The sequence below is a fragment of the Nonomuraea sp. NPDC048892 genome (assembly GCF_040649735.1).
GTDB classification, from domain to species: domain Bacteria; phylum Actinomycetota; class Actinomycetes; order Streptosporangiales; family Streptosporangiaceae; genus Nonomuraea; species Nonomuraea maheshkhaliensis.
Genome location: NZ_JBEZFZ010000003.1, coordinates 504,697 through 526,938 on the forward strand (window position 1 = coordinate 504,697; position 22,242 = coordinate 526,938).

Sequence of the window (22,242 nt, forward strand, 5' to 3'; positions counted from 1 at the left end):
ACACCCATCACACCGGAAGCATTTGTTATGTCCCGACGAATCACATCACTTCTAGCAATCGCGGCTGTCTGCGTCGCCGTCGCCCCGGCGCCCGCGTCGGCTCAGGCGCCGAAGAAGGAGCCCATCGACTGTTCGCAGGTCAAGTGCATCGCGCTGACCTTCGACGACGGACCGGGCAAGTACGCCGGCACGCTGCTCGACACGCTCAAGAAGTACGACGCCAAGGCGACGTTCTTCCTTGAGGGCCAATACGTGAAGAGCCGCCCCTCCTACGTCAAGCGCATGGCCGCCGAGGGCCACGAGCTCGGCAACCACAGCTACAGCCACCCCGACTTCACCAAGAGCGAGGCCGGGACCATCAAGAGCGAGATCCAGAAGACCCAGGACGCGGTGAAGAAGGCGGCGGGTGTCGAGCCCAAGCTGCTGCGCCCGCCGTACGGGCTGGCCGACCTCCAGGTCTCCGACATCGCCGCCGAGTTCGGCATGCCGATGATCCTGTGGACCGCCGGTTCGCAGGACTGGAGCTCCAAGAACGTCAAGGCCATCCAGAAGCAGACGCTGGCCGTGGCCAAGCCCAACGGCATCATCCTGATGCACGACTGGGTCAAGCAGACCGTGGACGGCATGCCCTCGCTCATCAAGACGCTCAAGCACAAGGGCTACCACCTGGTGACGGTCTCCGACGTGATCAAGAGCCAGAACCTCGAGCCCGGCGACATCTTCCCCGTTCCAGAAGGCTGGGAGAAGTGAGTATCGTTCGCGTCTAACGGAACGATGCTCTTTCCCAAGGGGTGCTCGTGACCTTCGTGAACTGGGCGCGCAACCAGTCGGGCACCCCTGCCGAGGTGCGTACGCCAGCCTCCGTCGAGGACGTCGTACGCGCCGTCCGGGACGCCGCCGCCTCAGGGCGGCGCATCCGCATGATCGGGACGGGCCACTCCTTCACCGGAGTGGCCCTGACCGACGGCATCATGCTCCGCCCCGGCGCGCTTACCGGGATCAGGTCGTACGCCGACGGCCTCGTCACCGTCGCGGCCGGCACCCCGCTGCGCGCGCTCAACGAACTGCTCGCAGAACGCGGCCTGGCCCTGGCGAACATGGGCGACATCACCGAGCAGACCGTCGCCGGCGCCATCCAGACCGGCACCCACGGCACCGGCCGCGACAGCGGCGGCCTCGCCGACCAGGTCGCCGAGCTGGAGCTCGTCCTCGCCGACGGCTCCGTGACCACCGCCGCGCCCGGCGACGACCTCTTCGACGCGGCCCGCGTGGGGCTCGGCGCCCTCGGGGTGCTGACGGCCGTGACGTTCCGGGTCGAGCCCGCGTTCCTGCTGCACCAGCGGCGCCGCAAGCTCGCGCTCAGCGACATCCTGCGCTCGCTCGACGACCTCACCGCGGCGAACGAGCACCTCGACTTCTTCTGGCTGCCGCACACCGACGCCTGCCTGGTCAAGACCAACAACCGCAGCCCCGGCCCGGCCCGGCCGCCCGGCGTGCTGCGGCACTGGCTGGACAACGTGTTCCTGGAGAACACCGTCTTCGGCGCCGCCTGCGCGCTCGGCGCCCGCCTGCCCGGGCTGATCCCGAAGATCAACGCCGTCAGCGCGGCGGCGCTGGGCGACTCCGAGTCGGTGGACGCCTCGTACAAGGTGTTCACGGCGCGGCGGGACGTGCGTTTCCTGGAGATGGAGTATGCCGTCCCGCGCGAGCGCCTGGCCCAGGCCCTGCGTGAGACCGGGGACCTGATCGGGCGGATGGACTGGAGGATCACCTTTCCGGTGGAGGTGCGGGTGACGCCGCCCAGCGACGCGTGGCTGTCCACCGCGTACGGGCGGCCGACGGCGTACGTCGCCTGCCACGTCTACCGGCCGACGCCGAACCCCGCCTACTTCGAGGGCGTCGAGGAGATCATGACCCGCTTCGACGGCCGGCCCCACTGGGGCAAGCTGCACACGCGCGACGCCGCGTACCTGGCCAAGGTGTACCCGCGCCACGCCGACTTCCTCGCCCTGCGCGACCGCCTCGACCCGGGGCGCCTGTTCACCAACGATTACCTGGACACGGTGCTCGGCTAGCCCCAGCGGCGAGCCTCCACGAACCGCCCAGGACCGCCTCCGGGCGGCCATCACCGGCCGGACGGCGGTTCACCGCAGGTCGTCCCGGCCGGCGGGATGATCGTCGGCCTCGTCCTGGCCCGTCTGCGGGGACGGCTCCGCGGTGGCCGTCGGCGTCTCGTCGGTGCCGTCCGGCTGCTCGGGCTGCTCCTGCGGCGGCGCCTCCGTCGTTCCCTGCGACGGCGTCACCGGCTCCGGCCGCGTGGGCGTCGGCTCGGACGTGGGACGCCCGGCCGGCGTCCTGCTCCGCGTCGCACTCGGCGTCGGGGTCGGTGTCGGGGTGAGCGTCGGCGTCTCCGGCTCCGTCGTGAGGGTGTGCGGCGGGTACGCGGGCGCCCGGCTCTCCGGCTCGCGGGTGGCCGGCGTCCTGTCCTCGCGTGCCTTCACCGGCGCCTTGCCGGTGACCTGCTCGTGCACCGTCCGCTCGGCCAGCGCCTGGTAGGCCAGGATGCTCCCCATGCTGACCGCGAACACCGTCGCCGCCGCCACACCGACCTTCGCCCACGGCAGCCCGCGCCCCGGCCCGCGTACGACCGGCATCACCAGCGTGGACCTGCCGTCACCCGAGGTCGCGTCCGGCGTGTCGCCGTCGGCCGGGGTCTCGTGCCGTGCGGCGCCCTCGTCATTCGAGGCCGCGTGCGGAGTCGTCTCCCTGTCGGCGTCGGCCCTGGTCGCGTGTGCGGCGGCGGCCAGCAGGCCCTGTTCTGGGTCGCGTCCCCCCTTTGGCACCAGTGTGTGCTGTTTGACCCGCTCTCCGGTGCGCTTGAGATAGTGCGTGTAGATCGCCGTCGCGACCGTACTGGCGACGCTGACGACCGCCGCCCCGATCACCGTGCCCGCCACGCCGAGGTACGACGCGGCCACCGCGGCCGTCACCGCGGCCAGGGCACTGCCCAGGATCTGTGGGACGCTCAGCTCGAACCCCCGCTGCCCGTCACTCATCCCCCGGTTCAGTCCTCTCTCGCCATGCGTTCGGTGTTGGTAAAGAGCTGTCTCGTGAATAGACGCGAGTGCGTGTCCTGTTGTTCCTGTGACCTGCGCGACAGGCACCCTTATAGCTCGTGCCCCGACGACTCGGCCTGCCCTCCGTTTACCTCGCCGCGGCCGTGGCCACGGCCGCCGCGACCGCCGTACCCTCCGCCATGACGCCCGCCTCGGGTCTCGCCCTGCATCCCTCGCTGTCCGAGCCCGCCCGCCCGTACATCGTCATCGCCCGCAGCCGGGTGGCCGCCCGCGATCTCGTCGGCGAGGTGCGCTGGCGGGTGCGCCGCTACTACACCTCGGCGCTGCCTGGCTTCGCCACCTTCCTCACCGCCGCCGAACTGGCCGACCTGCGCGCCGACCGGCGGGTCCGCTCTATCGAGCCCGACCGCCAGATCCGTCCCATGACCGGCGTCAGACCCTCCCGCCCGTACGCGGTGGAGGCGGACGGCGCGGGCGTCACCGTGTACGTCGTGGACAGCGGCGTGGATACGGGCGCGGAGACGAGCACTGGGACGAGCGCTGGAACGGGCAGAGGGACCGGCGGCGAAACAGACAGGGACACCGGCGACGAGACCGGCTCGACGACCGGTGAAGGGGCTGACCGGCGGGGCTTCGGGGAGCGGGCCTGGCGGGCGTTCGACGCCACCGGCGGCACCGGACGCGACTGCGGCGGCCACGGCACGCAGTCCGCCTCCCGCACACACAGTGTCGCGCCGAAGGCCGGCCTCGCCTCGGTGCGGGTGCTCGGCTGCGGCGGCTCCGGCACGCTGTCCGACGTCCTGGCCGGGCTGGACTGGATCCGCAGGCACGCCAGAGGACCCTCCGTGGCGAGCATGGCGATCGACGGCGCCGGCTCCCCCGCTCTCGACCGCGCCGCACGGTCGCTGGTACGTAAGGGCGTGTTCGTGGTCGGAGCCTCCTCCACCGGCACATGTCACGTCACTCCGGACGGCCGGGCATACTCTCCGCAGACGCCGTACCTAGCCGGGGCCGCCGCCCGTCACCTGGAACTTCACCCCGAAGCCGGCCCCGCCGCGCTCGCCTCATGGCTGAAGTGCACGCCCTCCCGCGGCGCGATTCGCCAGAACCCGCCGACGGGATCTAACCTCCTCATGCGCGATGGCGGGCTCTAGAGTGATGGATTCCACAAATGTGACCGGCGTCACAACGCCTGCGGGCTATCCCAGGAAGGCGATGTTCGGACATGCCGGGTACGGTGCTGGCAGGCAACCGGCACACGCGAGAGACTCAAGGGTCCGGGGGAAGAATGGCGACGCTGACGAAGGGACTCGCATGCAGGAGCTCCGACTCGTCGCGGTAAGTGAGGACGGCACCTACCTCGTGCTGGCTACTGCCGGACGGGGTACGCGCTTCACGCTTCCCGTGGACGACCGGCTCCGTGCTGCCGTCCGCGGCAACTTCTCCCGTCTCGGCCAGTACGAGATCGAAGTGGAGAGCCCGTTGCGCCCCAAGGAGATCCAGGCCCGCATCCGAGCTGGAGAGACGGCGGAGGAGATCGCGGCGACCGCCGGGATCCCCGTCGAGCGCGTCCGCTGGTTCGAGGGGCCGGTGCTGCAGGAGCGGGAGTACGTCGCCCAGCAGGCGCAACGTGTGGCCGTACGGATGCCGGGCGAGTCTGCCCCGGGGCCGACGCTCGGCGACCTCGTCGCGGAGCGGCTGACCAGGCGCGGCGTGCCCACCGACGAGATCGACTGGGACTCCGCCAAGCGCGACGACGGCCTGTGGCGGGTCAAGCTCGGCTACGTGTGGAACGGTCACACGCGCCACGCCGAGTGGCTCTTCGACCCGCGCAAGCGCCACGTGACACCCCACGACGACGAGGCCCTGCGCCTGTCGTCCGCTGACTTCGACCCCGATCCCGCCGTGGTGGAGGACACCACGGTGATGCCGTTCGCGCCGCGGGTGGCCAAGCTGCAGCCGGTGCCGCCGCTCGCCTCCGACGCGCTGCCGTTCCCGTCGGTGGTGCGCCGCGAGCCGGAGGAGCCCGCCGTCGGCTACACCCCGCCGGTCCGGTCGCCGGAGACCGCCTACACGCGGCCGCCCGAGACGCCGCCGCGCGAGGCGCCCTTCGCCCCGCGCCACGACTTCGACCACGGCGAGGAGCCGGCCGCACGCCACGACTCCCCGGCCAGAGACTCCGGCCACCGCGCCGACTCCGGCCACCGTCCCGACCCGGGCCACCGCGCCGACTCCGGCCGCCCGCAGGATCCCGGCCACCGGCAGGACTCCGTACGCGAGCCCTACCGGCCCGAACCTCCGGCCCGCGAAACCGGCCACACCCGCCCCGGCGACACCTCGTCCCGCCGCGGCGGGTCTTCGCCATGGCTGCCCGACTTCGGCGCGGGCCGCTCCGGCGACCGCGAGACCGACTCCATCTACGCCCCCGCCGGGCCGCCGTCCTCCCGCCCTGCCCCTCGGCCGCCCATCGACGACACCCCCACACCCGACCAGCGCTTCACCACCGCCGACGACCAGCGCCCCGCACAGAGGCCCGCGTCCACCGACGACCGGCGCACAGCTCAGGGGGCTACGTCCACCGAGGACCAGCGCACCACGCACAGGCCCGCGTTTGCGGACGACCAGCGCCCCGCGGACGGGCCCGCGTTCGTCGAGGACCGGCCTGGCACGCAGAGGCCCGCCTCTGACGGCCGACCGGCCGGCCAGGAGTTCACGCCCGTCCAGAACCAGCAGGCGGTGCGGCCGGATGCGCCCGCCGACGCGCTCTCGCCGGCCCGGGACCAGCCGGCCGCCGACCTGCACGACACGGCGATCACCCAGTCCGAGTCGCCGTCCGCCCAGCCCACGTCCCCGGCCCACCACCCGGAACCGACCGCCCAGGCCGAGACGAGCATCGCCCAGCCCGAGGTCCAGGCTGCCCAGCCCACGCCGCCGACCGTCCAGGCTGAGCCGAGCGCCCAGGCTGAGGCGAGTGCCCAGGCTGAGACGAGTGCCCAGGCTGAGACGAGTGCCCAGGCTGAGACGGCCGCGCACGCTGAGACGGCCGTTGTCCGGGCCGACGCGCCGCCCGCCACGGGCCCGTCCGTCGTCACGCCCGCCGAGCTCGCGGAGAAGGCCGTCGCCGCGACCGCCGCCGACGCGCAGACGCCCGCCAGGGCCGAGTCCGGGTCCGCCGAGAGCCAGGCCGAGGCAGGCGCAGCCGTTCCCACGACGGAGGACGCCTCCCAGACCGCCACGGAAGCGGCCACCGCATCCGTGGCACCGGCCGCCTCCACCGACGTCACGGTGGAAGTGGTCGGACACCCCACCACCGCAGAGCCCACCACCACGGCCACCCCGGAGACGACGCCCGCTCCCGCCGCGACGCCCACTCCCGCTGCGAAGGCCATGGCCACCGGGACCGAGGCCCAGGCCGAGCTCGGGTCCGGACCCGCACCGGCCCAGCCCGTCGCAAGCGACGAAACCGCCGTCGAGGCCACCGACACAAAGGCCGTCGAAGCCGACAAGCCGGCCGCTACCGTCGAGACCGCCAAGAGCGACGAAACCGCCACGGCCGGATCCCCGGAAACTGCAACCGCCGCCGTCGAGCAGTCGGTCGTCACCGAGCAGCCGGTCAACAGCGAGAAGCCGGTCGCCGGCGAAGTGACCACCGCATCTGGGACGACGCCCACGTCCGAGACAACAGCCGCAGCCACGGCCGAGGGCACGGTCCCGGCGCAGACCACGTCCGCTCCCGCCTCCACAGCCGCAAGCGAAACTGCTAGCAAGCCCGAAGCCGCATCCGAGACCCCGGCAACTGCCGGATCCACGACTGCCGCCGAATCCACGGATGCTCCCGAGGAGGTTGCTCCCGAGGCAGCGACGGCGGCCACTGAGACGAAGGCAGCCGCTGCGTCGGCCGCCGCCGAGACGACTCCGGCAACCGCTGCGGCTCCCGAGGGCACGAGCGCCGCCGAGGCCCCGGCCGCAGCCGCGAAGGTCACCGACGAGGTGCCCACTCCGGAAGTAGCCGCCACCGAAGCGTCCGCAATCGCCGAAACGTCCGCAGCCGCCGAGTCGTCCACCGGTGACGAGACGACGTCGGCTGCTGAGGCCGCTGCCGTCACCGAGACGACGTCGGCTCCTGAAGCGACGCCCGCCCCCGAGGCCGCTGTTGCTCCTGAGACAGTCTCCGTTCCCGAGCCGACGCCCGCTCCTGAGCCCGCACGCGCTCCCGACCCGGCGCCCGCTGCCGAGGCGGCGACCGTTCAGGACGCGACGCCCGCCTCCGAAGACGCGCCTGAGCCGGCGACCGAACCGGAGAGGCCGACCCCGGCGAAGCTGGCGGCGCAGAAGAAGGCAGGTCGGGCCGAGCCCGAGCAGCCGGTTCGGGAGAGCAAGCCCCCGGCGCCCAAGCCGAAGCCCGCTCCGGCGGTACCGGCGGCGCGGGCGGCCAAGGACGAGCCGAAGGAGGACCCGGCCGTGCCGGTGCCCTCTCCGCCGCCCGCTCCGGCCGCCCGTCAGGCGCGCAAGGGTTCGAGGGGCCGCCGGGCCTCGGTGCCGACCTGGGACGAGATCATGTTCGGCGCCCGCCGCCAGGACTGATCAGGACGAGCCAGACCGCTCAGGTCAGAACGGCCGTCACCGGATCACCGGGCCAGGTAACTCGGTCGCCGGGCCAACCGGGCCACGTAACTGGTCACCTGCCAGGGAGCTGGTTCCGAGTCACCGGCCACGGGGGTCCAGGATGAGCCCCCGGTCAGGGTTCGGCGCGTTCCAGGAAGGGGGCGAGCCACTCCGGTGTCACCTCGGCGGGGAAACCCACCGCCTGCGGCAGCGACACGTCGATCGCCGAGTAGCCCCCCTTGCCGGCCCCGACCCCGGCGATCAGCGTGAGGACCCCGGCCTGCCGCTGGAACCACGTCTGCCGCAGCCGCCAGCCCACCACGGCCCGGCGTTCGACCACGGCCTGGGCGCGACGCATCGAGCCCGACCGTACCGACAGGCGTACCCCGTCGTAGCCGTGACCCAGTGAGGCGTAGCGGTCGAGCCCGAGCGGCACCCCGACGCCGGCCATGACCAGCAGGAGCACCAGCAGGACCCACCACAGCACCGCCCCCGTGAGCCAGACGGCGACGGCGGCGAGCAGAGCGGCCAGGAGCCACGGGAAGACGGCGCGGAACAGCCGCCGGCGGCGCGCCACGGGCGGATGGGGCCGCAGGTCCCCCTGGTAGGGGCCGATCGCGTCGGCGGTCACCTGGAAGGCCACGTCGCGGGGCACGTCGGGCAGCAGTTGCCCCCGCGTCTCCGAGTCGCCCAGCCCGGTGACGATGGCCCAGACGCGGGTGACGCCCGCCCACCGTTCGGCCAGGCCGTCCACGATCTCGTAGCCGCGTACCCGCTGCGACTCCAGCGACACGCTGCGCCGGTTGATCAGCCCGCGCTCGGCCACGAGGTAGCCGTCGCGCCGCTTGAGCCTGAAGTCCCAGTTGAAGATCGCGTACATGAGGCCGCCCGCGAACGGCATCGCCACCACCAGCAGCAACGCCAGCGCCAGCAGCAGGTAGGGGTGCTCCCAGAGCCACTCGCCCGCACTCCAGGCGGTGTCCCGGCTGACCCCGAGCTCGTCGCCCCACTGGAACGCCAGCCCCACCAGGCCGCCGGCGAAGGCGAAGGGGGTCAGCAGGTACGCGCCCGAGAGCGGCCCGTACAGCAGCCACCTGCGCGGCACGTCGATGATCGGGCGCTCCCTGGGCCCGGTGGCGGCGGGCGCCGCCTCGCCGGGGGCGTGCGGCTCGGGCTCGGCGGTGCGGCGCAGGAGCACCGCTTTGAGGCGTTCCGCCTCCTCCGGCGTGATGCCGGCGAGCTTCGCCTCCTCCTCGCCGCCGCTCGCCCCAGTGTCGATCTTGAGGATGGTCAGGCCGAGCAGCCGGTGCATGGGCGGGGTGGAGACGTCGACGCCGCGGATGCGTTCCAGCGGGATGGTACGGACGGAGCGGCTGATCAGCGAGCGCTTGGTCTCCAGCCGGTCGCCGACGATCTCGTACGTGAACGTGGCCCAGCGGATGATCGCGAACACCACGGCGCCGATGACGCCCGCGGCGGCGTAGCCGTACGACCTGGCCGAGAAGCCGCCCACGAACAGGACGCCGACCAGGGGGAGGAGGAGGGAGGGCAGCATGCGCACCGGGTCGATGAGCAGCACCTTGGGGCTGAGCCGCTGCGGCACCCGCACGACGGGGGGCTCGGGAAACGGTCCCGCGCCTGGATGGCCCGGCGGCGGGAACCGTTCACCTTCCTGGGCGGCCGGAGGCGGCCCAGACGGCGACGACCACCCGCCGGCCTGAGGAGGCACCGGCGCGTAAGGCTGCCCGTCACCCAGTGGCGGCGGGAACGCGGATGGCTGTCCTTCGTGAGGCGACACCGCGGACGGCTGCCCGTCGTGAGGCGGGGCCGGGGAGACGGCGGGCGGAGGCGGCGGAGCGGTGGGCGGCCGGCCTTCGTCATGCGGGCGTGGCCGGTCGGTGGACGGCCGCGGGCCGGTGGGCTGGGACGGGTCGGTGGAGGGGGACGGGTCGTCGGGACGAGGGCCGGTCATGTCGCGTCGTCCCTCAGCTGTTCGGCCCGCCGGGCCAGCTCCTCGGCCAGCCCGGCCGCCACCCGGTAGTCGAGCCCCTTGATCGTGGACGAGCCCGCGTGGGACGCCGTGCGGATCTCCAGGGTGGCCAGACCGAGCATCCGCTCGAACCACCCTTGCCCCTTGTCGACCGTCTGGATGCGGCTCACAGGCACGAACACCCACTCCCTGGTCAGGAACCCCGACCTGGCGTAGACGACGTCTCCTGACAGCTCCCAGCGATGCACGGCGTACCGTACGAACGGCTCGGCCGCCAGGAACGGCAGCGTCAGCACCACGACCGCGGCGGGCAGCAGCCACGGGTCGCGGGCGAACCAGTCGGGCACCCAGGGCCAGCCGCCCGCCCACCGCGACAGCAGCAGCGAGATGCCGGCGAAGAACACGAAAGCGATCAGCGACTCCAGCAACCACAGCCGTACGGCCTTGGGCGAGACGCGGTTCGCCGGATCGCGCAGCGGGCCAGTAGACGTCACAAAGCCAGCTTAGGGTGCGAACCGCCGGGGCGATCTGCCAGCGGGCCGGTAAAGATCCACCGGACGCTCCGGCGTGTCTGCCGCGAGGCGGCCGTACGCGGGTGCATGCTCGTTGGCGGCCCGGCCGCAGGCTGTCGCGCTTGGCCACGTCGGCGGCGCCACGTTCGTGCCAGCCAGGCTCGGGCAGCGCGGGGACCGCACCACAGCGCGAGCGCCTAACGCAACGTGGCAGCCGCCGTCCGCGCCGCGTTCCCCGAACGTCGCCCCGTTCCCCGATCGTCGCCCCTTTAGTCGAACGACCCGACCTGGCGCACCCGATTTTTCGCCGCGTCCCGTTAATGGAACGATGGCCCCGTCAGCGCCGTCCGAGACCCCGCGCCCCGCCCTCACCCACGGCGGCCGCGAACGCGCAGCCCGGAAATGGTCCGCCGGCCTGCCCGGATCGTCCCCCGGCCTGGCGCTCCCACCGCCTCCGATGTGGCCAAGTTCACTACCCGGATGCCGTCATTCCGGCTGTTTTCGGATCCTTTACCTACCACCGACCATCGAGAAACGGTCTGCGCACCGCCGAGACCCGCGTAGCATCATCCGGCATGGGGCTGTGTAACACGGCATCACGCATGCGACGCATCACTGTCAGTGTGACAGTGGTGGCACTCGCGTTCGCGCTGGCGGGTTGCGGCAGCTTTTTCGGCAGGTCAGAGGCGAAGGACATCGCGGAGATCAACGTCGCGAGCCCCGAGCTGCGCGACGGCGAGCCGCTGCCGCGCGAATACTCCTGCCGGGGTGATCAGGGCAGCCCGCCGCTGCGCTGGTCGAGCCAGCCCCTGTCCGAGGCGGAGTCGATCGCCATCGTGGTCGACAGCCATACGTCGTCCGAGTCGGCCGTGCACTGGGTGCTGTTCAACATCCCGGCCACCACGACCGAGCTCGGCCCCGATGCCGCCGCCGATCCCCCCGAGGGGTCCGGGCAGGCGAAGGTGACCAGCGGGAAGGTGGGCTACGAGCCCCCCTGCCAGGACCGGGCCAGCTACCGGTTCACCGTCTACACGTTGGACGGCAAGGTCGATCTGCCGGGAGGCGCCGAGCTTCCCGAGGTTCTGAAGAAGATCGCGGATCAGACCATCGCCCGCGGCAGGCTCACCGCGGTGAACATTGAGTGAGCAGTCAAATACGACATGTAGTACCGGTGTACCAATTCTTCACGTAGGGTGTGACAACTCTCATAGTGGTCCGACACAATCAGATCCAATCGTTAGGCACTGGTGATCAAAGGGGGCAGGTCGCGTCGATGGCCGCGCGATCTCATCGGTGCCAGAGGGAGGCCATGACTTTGAGGGTGGTGCAATGATCGCGGTCGTCATCAGCTTGGTCGCTGTCGTGCTCGCCGTGCTCGCTGTCGTGGCACTGGGCATGCGCTCCATGAACCGCAGGGAGAGCTCGCTACCTCCGGAACGGCTGAAGGAGATGGCCGAGAAAGAGGAGAACACGCTCACGCGCTCGACGGACCAGTTCGCGGCGCACGAACCCCGCATGGCCAACTTCAGCCCCGACTTCAGCCCGATCGACGAGCCGAAGCCGAAGCCGGTCCGCACCGGCCAGCGCGGCAGGCGCGGCGTCGACGAGTGGGGCAACCCGAGCACGGACGACGACGACGAGGAGTTCTGGGCCAACATCCGCAGCGACGCGGAAGAGGGCGGTTTCGGTGCCGGCGGCACCGTCGCGGCGCGCAAGGGCGCCTCCCGTCCCGTCGAGCGTGAGCGGCCCCCCTCCTCCGAGCGGCCCGCCGCCGAGCGTCCGGCCGAGCGCGAGCGTCCGGCCGAGCGCGAGCGCACCGCCCCGCGTGAGCGGCCCGCCGAGCGCCGTTCCGAGCGGCCCGCCAAGCGGCCGAGCCGTTCCGCCAAGCCGCAGCCCGCGACCGCCGGCGCCGACCCCAACGCCGCCACCGTGCAAGCCCCGCTCCCGCAGCGTCAGCCCGCCGCCGCCAACCTGGCCGACCTGGTCGAGCCGCAGAAGCGCGCCACTCCCGCTCAGTCCGAGCTGGCCGACCAGCGCACCGTGACCTTCGCGGCCCCGACGGCCGACGTGATGAGCATCCTCGGCGCGGGCGCCCAGCCGGTGCCCGCCCCCACCCGTCCTGAGCCGTCGCCCGTGAGCCGGCCCGCGCGGGCCGAGCGCCCCGCGACCAGGCCCACCCCGGTGGCCTCCAACGGGGTCTCCTCCAACGCCTATCCGGCGAACGGCGGCAGCGGCTCGTTCCCCGCCCAGCCCTCCGTGAGCGGCAGCGGCTCGTTCCCCGTGGTGAGCAACCCGGCGAGCCCGGTGAGCCCCGCCTCCAGCGGCAGCTTCCCCGCCGTTCCCGCCGCGCCCATCCACGGCGCGCCGACGAGCGACCCGTTCCCCGCGTACGGCGGCGCCGACGCCCGTGAGTCGACCTACCCGCCCGCGGCGGCGAGCACGTCCGGCTCCTGGCCCGCCTCGCCCGACATCTTCGACGACCCCGCCCCCGCGGCCTCCGCCTATCCCGGCGCGAGCTCGTGGCCGGCGTTCGAGCAGCCCGCCGAGCGTTCCTCCTACCCCGCCTCCTACGAGGTCCGGGCCGGCTGGGCCGTGGCCGACGACTCCGACCCGCTCACCGCCCCCTCCCCCGCGACCGGCACCCCGACCGCGCCCGCCCGTGCGGTCTCCAACTACGACGACGTGCTCTCGGCCCCGACGCCGCCGCAGTCGCCGTTCGGGCCGGGCGCCTACGAGACGGGCGACATCACCACCGCCGCCGCCTGGCCCGAGCCTCCGGCCGCGGGCAACGGCGCCCAGGGCACCTGGCCCGCGTACGGCGGGCAGCCTCCGGCGCAGGACAACAACCGCGGCAACCACCGCCGGGGCCCGGAGCAGGACTATCCGAACGACTACTACCGATGATCTTTAGCGCCCATTAATCCGTAAAACCCGCGTGACGCCCCCCTAAAGCGGGGTCGACGGAGCAATAGGGTTTGCTCCATGTTCCGCGACACGCAGAGTAGCTGGATGAGCACCCTCCGGCACGACGTGCCAGCCTCGCTCGTGGTTTCCCTCGTCGCGGTGCCCCTTTCCCTGGGCATCGCGATGGCCTCCGGCGCGCCGCTGACAGCCGGGCTCATCGCCGCCGTGGTGGGCGGCATCGTGGCGGGCGCGCTGGGCGGTTCCGCCGTCCAGGTGAGCGGCCCGGCCGCCGGCCTGTCGCTGGTGATCGTGGATCTGGTGCACACGTACGGATGGCGCGCCACCTGCATGATCACCCTGCTGGCCGGGGCCGTACAGCTCGTCCTGGGCGTGTTCAAGGCGGCCAGGGCGGCACTGGCGGTGTCGCCGGCCGTCCTGCACGGCATGCTGGCCGCGGTCGGCGTCATCATCGCCCTCTCCCAGCTCCACATCGTGCTGGGCGGCAGCTCGCAGCGCTCCGCCGTCGCGAACCTCATCGAGCTGCCCGGGCAGATCCTGCACCTGCACGGCCACAAGGTCGCCGTGGGCGTGCTCACGATCACCGTGCTGGCGCTGTGGACGCGCCTGCCCCGGCGGATCAAGGCGGTGCCCGCGCCGCTGGCGGCGCTGCTCACGGCGGCGGTGACGGCGTGGGCGTTCGGCTGGGACGTCACGCGGGTGGACCTGTCGGGCGGCGTCAGCGACTGGGCCTTCCCGGTGCTGCCGCAGGGCGACTGGCATCTCGTGGTGGCCTCCGTGCTGCTGGTGGCGCTGCTGGCCGGCTGCGAGTCGCTGCTGTGCTCGGTCGCGGTCGACGGGATGCACGCAGGCCGCCGTGCCGACCTCGACCAGGAGCTGACCGGCCAGGGCGTGGCCAACATGGTCAGCGGCGCGCTCGGCGGCCTGCCGGTGGCCGGGGTGATCGTGCGCAGCACCGCGAACGTGGCGGCGGGCGGGCGTACTCGCTGGTCGGCGATCCTGCACGGGGTGTGGGTGCTGGTGTTCGCGACCGGGTTCGGCTGGTCGATCACGCTGATCCCGCTGGAGGCGCTGGCGGCGCTGCTGGTGTTCATCGGCATGCAGATGGTGAACCTGGGCCACATCAGGAAGGTGCACGGGCACGGCGAGGTGCCGGTGTACGTCGTCACGCTGGTCACCGTCATCCTGCTCGGCCTGGCCGAGGGCGTGCTGGCGGGTCTGGCCCTGGCCGCGCTGCTCGCCCTGCGCCGCCTGACCTGGGTGACCGTGCTCAAGCGGGAGGAGCGCGACGGGCGCCTGCACGTGACGATCTCGGGGTCGCTGACGTTCCTCGGGGTGCCCCGGCTGACGCACGAGCTGCGCACGATCCCGGCCGGCACCGCCGTCGACCTCGATCTGAACATCGACTTCATGGACAACGGCGCCTTCGAGGCCATCCACTCCTGGCGGCTCGACCACGAACGCATGGGCGGCACGGTCGACATCGACGAGCTGCACGACGAGTGGTACGCGCTGGCCGCCAGCGGCGCCCACATGCTGCCCGTGAAGTCGCCGCCGAAGGCGCCGGACCGCTGGTGGCTGCCGTGGGCGCAGCGGCGGCGCCGTCCCGAGCCGTTCCCGCTGGACGGGGCCGTCACGGGCTCGCCCGAGTGCATGCTCACGGCCGGTGCGCGCGAGTATCACCGCAGTACGGCGCCGCTCGTCCGGCCCATCTTCACCGAGCTGGCCCGCAAGCAGCAGCCGACCCACCTGTTCATCACCTGCGCCGACTCCAGGATCATGCCCAGCCTGATCACCGCGAGCGGTCCCGGCGACCTGTTCACCGTGCGCAACATCGGCAACCTGGTGCCGCGCAGGGGCTCGGAGCCGCACGACGACTCGATGGTGGCGGCCATCGAGTACGCCACGCAGGTGCTGGGCGTGCACACGATCACGGTGTGCGGCCACTCGGGCTGCGGCGCGATGGCCGGGGTGCTGAGCGCCGGGGTGCAGGCGGGCAGCCTGCCCGGGCTGCGCAGGTGGCTGCGGCACGGTGACCACAGCCTGGCCACGTTCATCGACACCGAGGGCGACCGGCTGCACAGCGGGGCGCTGGACGTGCTGTGCCGGGTGAACGTGCAGCAGCAGCTGGAGAACCTGCGCACCTACCGCAAGGTGGACGAGCAGGTCAGGGCGGGCAAGCTGGAGCTGGTGGGGCTGTTCTTCGACATCGGGTCGGCGCGGGTGCACATGGTGCCGCCACTGCGCCCCCCGAACACGGCCAGGCCGCTCGGAGTGGCCGCGGGCGAGGCCTGATGCCGAGAACTGATGCCGGGGATTGATGCCGGGGATTGAGGTCCGTTCTGCGTAATCCTCCGCAGAACGGGCGGCAGGGGCGGAGTTAGGGTCGCGGTGCCAGCGAGGTGCTCCCGTTGCCCACGGCGCCCCTCGCGACGCCGGTCCTCACTCCCAGGGGCCGGAGGGGCGGAGGCGCCCGCCGTTCGAGCTATGCCCCCTCTCGGGGCCGCCGATGGTAGCCGGACGGAGCGCGACCCACCTCCGCCCCTCACCCGGCCGGAACGCGCCGAGCCCGGCAAGCTGCTAGAAACAGAACCCGGGGCACAAAACGCAACCCGGGGGACACCATGCCACAAGACTTCCAGAACCCACGCTTCGCGCAGGCGTACGCGCGGATGAGCGTGCTCACCGACCAGCGGGGCGCGTACGAGCACCGGCGGCGGCTGCTGACCGGCGCCGAGGGCCGGGTGATCGAGATCGGCGCCGGGAACGGCCGCAACTTCCCCCACTACCCGGAGACGGTCACGGAGGTCGTGGCCGTGGAGCCGGACGACACGCTGCGCGCGCTCGCCACCACCGCGGCCAGCTCGGCCCCGGTGCCCGTCTCCGTCGTGCCCGGCCACGCCGACGCCCTGCCCGGCCCGGAAGGCGACTTCGACACGGCGGTGGTGTCGCTGGTGCTGTGCTCGGTGCCGTCGCAGCAGCGGGCACTGGCGGAGATCACGCGGGTGCTCGTCCCCGGCGGGCGGCTGTGCTTCTACGAGCACGTACGCTCGGCGAACCCGCTGTTCGCCCTGCTGGAGGACGCCATCACCCCGGCCTGGCGCCGAGCGGCGGGCGGCTGCCACCCGAACCGGGACACCCTGCGCGCGATCAAACGCGCCGGCTTCGAGGTGACGGAGTCCGACAGATTCACCTTCTCCCCGCAGCCCCTCGTCCCCCGCACCGCCCACATCCTGGGCCACGCCCACACGACGAAACACTGACCAGCCGAAGCCTCTACCGGCCGATGACAGCCTTCCACCGGCCACGCTGAAGCGTGATCACCCCGTCCCGCCCGATGGTCGCCCTGGCCCCGCGGAACGGCAGCTCGCCATGGCGAATCCAGTAGTCACGCACGTCGTCGAGGCGATCCCACAGCCGACGCGGCCCGCCCTGATGCACGGTGACCTCACCATCGCGCTCCTCGGCCCGGGCCCACGTGCCGTCTCCGTGCGTCATGACCGCGACACGGACGTCACCCTCTTCCCGGTAGTGGGGCTCTATGCCCGGCGCGATAGTGACGAGCCCACCACTATCCATCACCGACCGCAACGATCTGTACCCATCCGGTACTCCATGCTTGCGCCGCCATCATGAGAGCAGTGACGGCCGGCCGTATTCTGTACTCGCATGAAGGATCTTGGCAGTCAGGTCGCATACTGGGACGGCGTCGGGGCGACGAAGACGTTCACCCATCCTGTCGATTTCAGCTGGCTGGCGAGGGTGAGACCGGACGCTCGGGTCCTGGACTACGGATGTGGGTACGGCCGGGTCATGGCCGAGCTGAGCGAGCACGGGTTCTCCGACGTATCCGGCGTTGACCTGTCTTCCGCGCTGATCGAGCGGGGTCGTCAGCTACGGCCTGACCTGCGCTTCGCCGTCCTGGAGTCCCCACCGGACCTGACCTGCGCGTCGGCGAGCTTCGATGTCGTCCTGCTGTTCGCGGTGCTGACGTGCGTCCCCGACGATGCCGCTCAGCGGGCGATGGTCGCCGAGCTGAGCCGGGTCCTGGCGCCCGGCGGGCTGCTCTACGTCAGCGACATGATCCTCCAGGACGACGAACGAAACCACCGCCGTTACGCCGCCCACGCGCAGCGATTCGGCACACCGTACGGAGTCTTCGCCACTGACGACGGTGCGGTGTGCCGGCACCACGACCTCGCGGAGCTGCACACCCTGCTGTCGGGCTTCGACCTGGTGGACAAGCATCGGATCGAGGTCACCACGATGAACGGCCACCGGTCGCAGGCGGTGCAGTTGCTGGTCCGTAAGCGGTGACGACCACTACCGCTCGTCGCCGGCCACCGCGTACGCGACGGGCGCCACGGACTCCGCGCGGGCGAAGGTGACCAGCGGCTCGCAGGTCATCTCCTTCCCTGGTTCAGGCGGCGGTGGTTCAGGCAACGGCGTGCATCACGGGCTCGCGAGCCGACAATGCCGGACGGTCAGGAGATCGCGTCTCTGCCTTTTTCGGCGAGGTATTCGTTCACCCGGCGCGGGTTGTAGCCGCGCCATACCGTCACGAACTGCGGCCGGTCGGGCAGAGGTTGCGTGTTCGCGGGAGAAGCGTCATCAGCCGGCCGTTCCAACGACGCTATGTAGCTGTCCACGTCGCTCCGGCGGTATCCGCGCATGGTGATCTCAAAGAGAGGACGCCCCTGCGTTTTCTGGGTTCTCATGCGCAAGAGATCACGCACCGTGCCGGCGCACAGCACGACGCCCAGGAGCACGAGGGCCAGGAGCGTCACGAGTTCGAAGCCTGAAGGCCGGACAATGATCAGCCTCGTCACGCTGAAAATCGCGATGCACGGCGGGGCCACGAACACGATGATTTTCTGGGTGACGGGGAGTTCGTCCCACCAGGGCCTGCGGTCGGCCGGGCTCATGGGCTCAATATGCCTGAGCGGGGCCTGCCGGTAAATATCTCCAGGGCGTCAAGGACTCGTGCACGGCGTGACATTTTCGCGAGTGACGCAGCCCATTCAATTCCTCCACGCGGGCCGCGTTTCGGCTCTCGCGTTCAGGCCGTAGATCAGCCCGAGACTTGGCGGACGTCCGTTCCGTGCTCGGCGAATGCCTTGAAGTCCTGCATGTGCTTGAGCGACTGCTTGCGGAAGGCCCCGGGCATCACGAGCCCCATCAGCCGCATCAGCAAGCCGCTGAACCGGTACTCGCTCTCGCTCTCCCAGAGCGTCGTCTCCGGGCCTGCTTCGGTCAGGCGGTCGCGGACCATGCTCCACATGCCGTTGCCGATGATCTCGCGGTCGAAGTGGACGACGGTCTCCCGCGGGATCTCGTGCAGGTCCACCGGTTCCCGGCGCGTGATGGTCTCGGTGGCCTCCATCTGCTGCCGGCCCATCTGCATCACCACTCGCGACTTGGTGCCGACCTGCCCGTGCACCCCGTTCAGCGGCTCGTGCAGCACCAGGCCCCGCAGCCATTTCGACACGTGTTCCGGGTCGGCGAGCAGCTGGGCCACCTTCTCCCGTGGCAAAGCGATCTCGATCGAAACGGTGTACTTCATGGCGGAGTGCTCCAGTTCTCGAGTGAACGGGACGCACGCTAGCAGCATCGCCTTATATTAGTCCATGCTAATGAAGCGGCGCCTTGGTCGAGGCGCCGTCAGGTGCTCGCTCCCCGTGTGGAGGCATGCCTTGCCGAGGGGGCGCGGATTCAGCCCTGGTCAGAGAGGGTGGGTGACGAGTCGGCCTGTAGGCCGGGTTCTGTCCTTCTGGTGAAGGGGCGACCATCCATCTAGGGCCGCCGTTGCCGGCGGTCTCAAGCGGTCTACCCGCGCGGCTCGGGCGGGCAGCCCTCGAACGTCGCGCGCGGAACGCTCCGGAGAGCGTCCCTTCTTGACCTTGCTCCGGGTGGGGTTTACCTAGCCGCCCACGTCACCGTGGGCGCTGGTGGTCTCTTACACCACCCTTTCACCCTTACCTCCCGGCCAGGCCGGAAGGCGGTCTGCTTTCTGTGGCACTTTCCCGCGGGTCACCCCGGGTCGGCGTTACCGACCACCCTGCCCTGTGGAGCCCGGACCTTCCTCGGCGGGCCTGATGAGGCCCGACGCGGTCGCCCGGCCGACTCGTCTGCGGAAGGGTATCAAATTTCGGCCGCTCCCCGGTCGGCCGCCCCCGGTCGGCCGCGCCAGGTGGAGCTCCGGCACGGCGTCCATCAGCGGAGGTGGGAGGTGTCGTTGAAGGACTTCACCACGGACGGGCCGTCCGCGTAGTACTCGATCAGCGACAGGCAGGCCAGGTCGAGGTGCATGCGGTACAGCGACTCCAGCGGCGCCAGCAGGGCCTGCCGCAGGAGCAGTTTGATGGGCGTCACGTGCGAGACCGCCAGCACCGTCTTGCCCTCGTGCCGTTCCGCCAGCCGTTCCCTGGCCGCCTCTACGCGGCGGGCGGTCGTGGCGAAGCTCTCGCCGCCCGGCGGGGCGACCTCCGGGTCGGCGAGCCAGGCCGCGAGTTCGGTGGGCCAGCGGCGCTGCACCTCCGTGAACGTGTGGCCCTCCCAGGCGCCGAAATCGGCCTCCCTGAGGTCTTCGCACACGTCCACGTCGAGGCCGGTGCGGGCGGCGACCGCCTGCGCGGTCTGGCGGGCGCGCTTGAGCGGGGAGGTGACGATCACGTCCAGCCGGTACGGCTCCCGCGACAGCCGCTCCGCTGCTGCGGATGCCTGAGCGAGGCCGGCGGCCGTGAGTTCGGCGTCGCCGAGGCCTGAGAACCTGCGTTCGACGCTCAGTTCGGTTTCGCCGTGACGGAGGAGGAGCAGGGAGGTGGCGACTCGGGTGGGTGGGGCCCAGCCAGTACCGCTTCCGGTTCCGGTGGCCGTCGTGTTCGTGGGTCTGGCTTTCTGCTGGGCGGAGGCCAGGGAGGCCGTGGGGCCGGATAGGCCGGTGTCGAGGAGGTCGGTCTGGCCCGCCGGCTTACTCGATCCCTTTGTGGAGGGCTGGGGGCCTCTGTCGGTCTGCGTCGCCTTCTTGGCTGTGCCAGTACTTCTGGAGGCGCCGTCGTCCCCCAACGTGCCCCCGGCCGTCCAGGTCAGCCCCTTGGCGGCGGCGTCCATGGCCTCGTTGGCCAGGCGGTCGGCGTGCTTGTTGCGTTCGCGCGGGATCCAGGTCCACTCCGTCACGCGCAGCCGCCTGACCAGCGACCCCGCCTGCGCCGCCAGCGGGCGCAGACCCTCGTTCTTGATCTTCCAGCGGCCGGCCATCTGCTCGATGACCAGCTTCGAGTCCATCCGCACGGCCACCGCCGACCCGTCGCCGCCCAGGTCGAGCACGGCCTGCAGGCCCGCGATCAGGCCGCGGTATTCGGCGACGTTGTTGGTGGTGACGCCGATCGCCTCGGCCGCCTCGGCCAGCACCTGGCCGTCGGCGGCGTCCTTGACGACCGCGCCGTAACCGGCGGGCCCGGGGTTGCCCCGCGAGCCGCCGTCCGCCTCGATGACGTAGGAGGTCACAGGCCTGACTCTGCCGTACGGACGAGGATGCGGCGGCACTCCTCACACCGCAGCACCTCGTCGTGGGGAGCGGCCTTGATGCGGTTCATCTCGGCGATGGACAGGGCAACCTTGCAGCCCTGGCACCGGCCGCCGTGCAGCATGGCGGCGCCCACGCCGTACTGCTCCCTGAGCTTCTCGTAGAGCTTGAGCAGGTCGGCGGGGATCTCGCCGGCGACGCCCGTGCGGCGGCCCTGGACCTCGCCCGTCTCCTTCTCGATCTCGGCGAGCGCGGCGTCGCGGCGGTCTTCGGCCGCCGAGAGCTCGGCGCGGACCTCGTCGCTCTTGGCCACCAGGTCGGTCACCTTGGTGTCGGCGGCCTCCCTGCGCTCCATGATCTCCAGCACGACCTCTTCCAGGTCGCCCTGGCGCTTGTGCAGCGAGACGATCTCGGACTGGAGGCTCGCCAGGTCGCGGGGCGAGGTCACGGCGCCGGAGTCGAGGCGCTTCTGGTCGCGGTCGGCCCGGGTGCGCACGGCTTCGACGTCACTCTCGGCCTTGGTCTGCTCGCGCGCCAGGTCGCCCGCCTCGGTCTCGGCCTCGATCACCTGAGTGGCGAGCCTGGCGTGCGACTTCGACTTCTCGTCGATCACGGCCAGCTCGGGAAGGGTGCGGCGGCGGTGGGCCAGCCGATCAATCACGGAGTCGAGCTCTGCCAGGTCGAGCAGTCGCTTCTGGGCCTCGGGGGCTGCTTTCATGATCAATATCCTCTTGTCCAAGCATCGGTGACCGTGGCGGAGACACGCGTCTCAACGGTAACGCCACTGGCGTGCAGGATGGACGCCGCGCTGTCGAGCCAGGGCCACTCGGTGGCCCAGTGGGCGGCGTCGATCAGCGCGGGGCCGCCGGACTCCACGAACTCGCTGGCCGGATGGTGCCGCAGATCGGCGGTCAGGAAGACGTCGACACCTGCGGCGGCGGCCGTGGCGAGCAGCGAGTCGCCCGCTCCCCCGCTGACCGCCACGCGCGCGACCGGGCGGGACGGCTCGCCCGCCACCCGGAGGCCCGCGAACGTTCGCGGCAGGCCCTTGGCCGCCTGTGCGGCGAACTCGCCCAGCGTCATGCCCTCGGCCACCTCCCCGATGCGGCCCAGCCCGCGCCACGGGTCGTCCGGGAACGGCTTGAGCGGCACCAGATCACCCACGAGGCCGACGGCTCTGGCCAGGGCGTCGGAGACCCCCGGGTTGGCGACGTCGGCGTTGGTGTGGGCGGTGTAGAGGGCGACGTCGTTCTTGATCAGGGTGCGGATCAGGCGGCCCTTCGGCGTGGTGGCCGCGACGGTCGTCGTGCCGCGCAGGTAGAGGGGGTGATGGGTGACGATCAGGTCGGCCCCCCAGTCGAGCGCCTCCTCGGCCACGGCGGCGACCGGGTCGACCGCGAGCAGCACCCGGCGCACCTCCTGGGCCGGATCTCCGCTGACCAGCCCCACCGCGTCCCACGACTCCGCCCGGCCGGGCGGGTAGGCCGCCTCCAGCACCTCGATCACGTTCGTCAACGTCACAGCAGCCACCTGCGCAGACTACCGGTCCGCCGGGTTCGCGGGGGTGTCTTCAGAACGGGGTTCGGCGTAACGTAAGTGGATCCTGACTTG

At 71.6% G+C, this 22,242-nt stretch carries 18 protein-coding genes and 1 other RNA gene; 9 read left to right on the top strand and 10 right to left on the bottom strand.

Annotated elements, in window-relative coordinates; all coding sequences use genetic code 11:
* Positions 1-27 precede the first annotated feature (27 nt).
* Together AB0C28_RS12025 and AB0C28_RS12030 are read left to right on the top strand one after the other, a co-directional pair.
* Positions 28-750 (top strand): polysaccharide deacetylase family protein, encoded by a 723-nt coding sequence (locus AB0C28_RS12025; RefSeq protein ID WP_357844031.1) that lies wholly within the window; start codon positions 28-30, stop codon positions 748-750.
* 47 nt (positions 751-797) lie between these two features.
* Positions 798-2,075 (top strand): D-arabinono-1,4-lactone oxidase, encoded by a 1,278-nt coding sequence (locus tag AB0C28_RS12030; protein ID WP_358073943.1) that lies wholly within the window; start codon positions 798-800, stop codon positions 2,073-2,075.
* A 69-nt stretch (positions 2,076-2,144) separates the two neighbouring features.
* Here the strand turns inward: AB0C28_RS12030 and AB0C28_RS12035 are convergent, their stop codons facing one another.
* Positions 2,145-3,056 carry a hypothetical protein gene (locus AB0C28_RS12035; RefSeq protein WP_358073946.1) on the bottom strand — a complete coding sequence of 304 codons (912 nt, stop codon included), beginning with the start codon at positions 3,054-3,056 and terminating at the stop codon, positions 2,145-2,147.
* Positions 3,057-3,175: 119 nt separating this feature from the next.
* Here AB0C28_RS12035 and AB0C28_RS12040 point away from each other — a divergent pair, with 119 nt between their 5' ends.
* Together AB0C28_RS12040 and sepH are read left to right on the top strand one after the other, a co-directional pair.
* Positions 3,176-4,231: a protease inhibitor I9 family protein gene (locus AB0C28_RS12040; RefSeq protein ID WP_358073949.1), complete on the top strand. Its 1,056-nt coding sequence runs from the start codon at positions 3,176-3,178 to the stop codon at positions 4,229-4,231.
* A gap of 160 nt (positions 4,232-4,391) precedes the next feature.
* Positions 4,392-7,661: a septation protein SepH gene (gene sepH / locus AB0C28_RS12045; RefSeq protein WP_358073951.1), complete on the top strand. Its 3,270-nt coding sequence runs from the start codon at positions 4,392-4,394 to the stop codon at positions 7,659-7,661.
* A 154-nt stretch (positions 7,662-7,815) separates the two neighbouring features.
* On the opposite strand, the gene AB0C28_RS12050 is transcribed toward sepH, so the two are convergent.
* Both AB0C28_RS12050 and AB0C28_RS12055 read right to left on the bottom strand, forming a co-directional pair.
* Complete coding sequence (locus AB0C28_RS12050; protein ID WP_357844016.1) at positions 7,816-9,291, bottom strand: PH domain-containing protein; 1,476 nt, start codon at positions 9,289-9,291, stop codon at positions 7,816-7,818.
* A gap of 359 nt (positions 9,292-9,650) precedes the next feature.
* Entirely contained in the window at positions 9,651-10,166 is a 516-nt protein-coding gene (locus AB0C28_RS12055; protein ID WP_358073954.1) for a PH domain-containing protein, read from the bottom strand.
* Positions 10,167-10,786: 620 nt separating this feature from the next.
* Here AB0C28_RS12055 and AB0C28_RS12060 point away from each other — a divergent pair.
* From AB0C28_RS12060 to AB0C28_RS12075, 4 genes are all read left to right on the top strand, one after another.
* Entirely contained in the window at positions 10,787-11,329 is a 543-nt protein-coding gene (locus tag AB0C28_RS12060; RefSeq protein WP_346101239.1) for a YbhB/YbcL family Raf kinase inhibitor-like protein, read from the top strand.
* Positions 11,330-11,513: 184 nt separating this feature from the next.
* On the top strand, positions 11,514-13,088 hold the full coding sequence (locus tag AB0C28_RS12065) for a hypothetical protein (protein ID WP_358073958.1): 1,575 nt from the start codon (positions 11,514-11,516) through the stop codon (positions 13,086-13,088).
* Between the two features lie 105 nt (positions 13,089-13,193).
* The gene (locus AB0C28_RS12070; RefSeq protein WP_358073961.1) at positions 13,194-15,401 is read left to right on the top strand and encodes a bifunctional SulP family inorganic anion transporter/carbonic anhydrase; all 2,208 of its coding nucleotides are present in this window, start codon (positions 13,194-13,196) and stop codon (positions 15,399-15,401) included.
* Between the two features lie 329 nt (positions 15,402-15,730).
* Positions 15,731-16,369, top strand: coding sequence for a class I SAM-dependent methyltransferase (locus AB0C28_RS12075; protein ID WP_357844001.1), 639 nt, complete (start codon positions 15,731-15,733; stop codon positions 16,367-16,369).
* A 13-nt stretch (positions 16,370-16,382) separates the two neighbouring features.
* Here the strand turns inward: AB0C28_RS12075 and AB0C28_RS12080 are convergent, their stop codons facing one another.
* Complete coding sequence (locus tag AB0C28_RS12080) at positions 16,383-16,604, bottom strand: hypothetical protein (protein ID WP_358073964.1); 222 nt, start codon at positions 16,602-16,604, stop codon at positions 16,383-16,385.
* A gap of 171 nt (positions 16,605-16,775) precedes the next feature.
* Here AB0C28_RS12080 and AB0C28_RS12085 point away from each other — a divergent pair, with 171 nt between their 5' ends.
* Positions 16,776-17,423, top strand: coding sequence for a class I SAM-dependent methyltransferase (locus tag AB0C28_RS12085; protein WP_358073967.1), 648 nt, complete (start codon positions 16,776-16,778; stop codon positions 17,421-17,423).
* 167 nt (positions 17,424-17,590) lie between these two features.
* Here AB0C28_RS12085 and AB0C28_RS12090 read toward each other — a convergent pair whose 3' ends face one another.
* The 6 genes from AB0C28_RS12090 to AB0C28_RS12115 form a co-directional block, all read right to left on the bottom strand.
* Positions 17,591-18,031 carry a hypothetical protein gene (locus AB0C28_RS12090; RefSeq protein WP_358073970.1) on the bottom strand — a complete coding sequence of 147 codons (441 nt, stop codon included), beginning with the start codon at positions 18,029-18,031 and terminating at the stop codon, positions 17,591-17,593.
* Positions 18,032-18,177: 146 nt separating this feature from the next.
* Positions 18,178-18,669 carry an SRPBCC family protein gene (locus AB0C28_RS12095; protein ID WP_357843989.1) on the bottom strand — a complete coding sequence of 164 codons (492 nt, stop codon included), beginning with the start codon at positions 18,667-18,669 and terminating at the stop codon, positions 18,178-18,180.
* A gap of 172 nt (positions 18,670-18,841) precedes the next feature.
* Positions 18,842-19,233, bottom strand: an RNA gene (gene rnpB, locus AB0C28_RS12100) — RNase P RNA component class A.
* A gap of 86 nt (positions 19,234-19,319) precedes the next feature.
* Positions 19,320-20,612, bottom strand: a complete 1,293-nt coding sequence (locus tag AB0C28_RS12105; RefSeq protein ID WP_358073973.1) for a bifunctional RNase H/acid phosphatase — start codon at positions 20,610-20,612, stop codon at positions 19,320-19,322.
* Positions 20,609-21,349 carry a C4-type zinc ribbon domain-containing protein gene (locus AB0C28_RS12110; RefSeq protein WP_358073975.1) on the bottom strand — a complete coding sequence of 247 codons (741 nt, stop codon included), beginning with the start codon at positions 21,347-21,349 and terminating at the stop codon, positions 20,609-20,611. The genes AB0C28_RS12105 and AB0C28_RS12110 overlap by 4 nt, the downstream gene beginning before the upstream one ends.
* 2 nt (positions 21,350-21,351) lie before the next feature.
* Positions 21,352-22,152: a Nif3-like dinuclear metal center hexameric protein gene (locus AB0C28_RS12115; protein WP_358073978.1), complete on the bottom strand. Its 801-nt coding sequence runs from the start codon at positions 22,150-22,152 to the stop codon at positions 21,352-21,354.
* Positions 22,153-22,242: the final 90 nt, after the last annotated feature.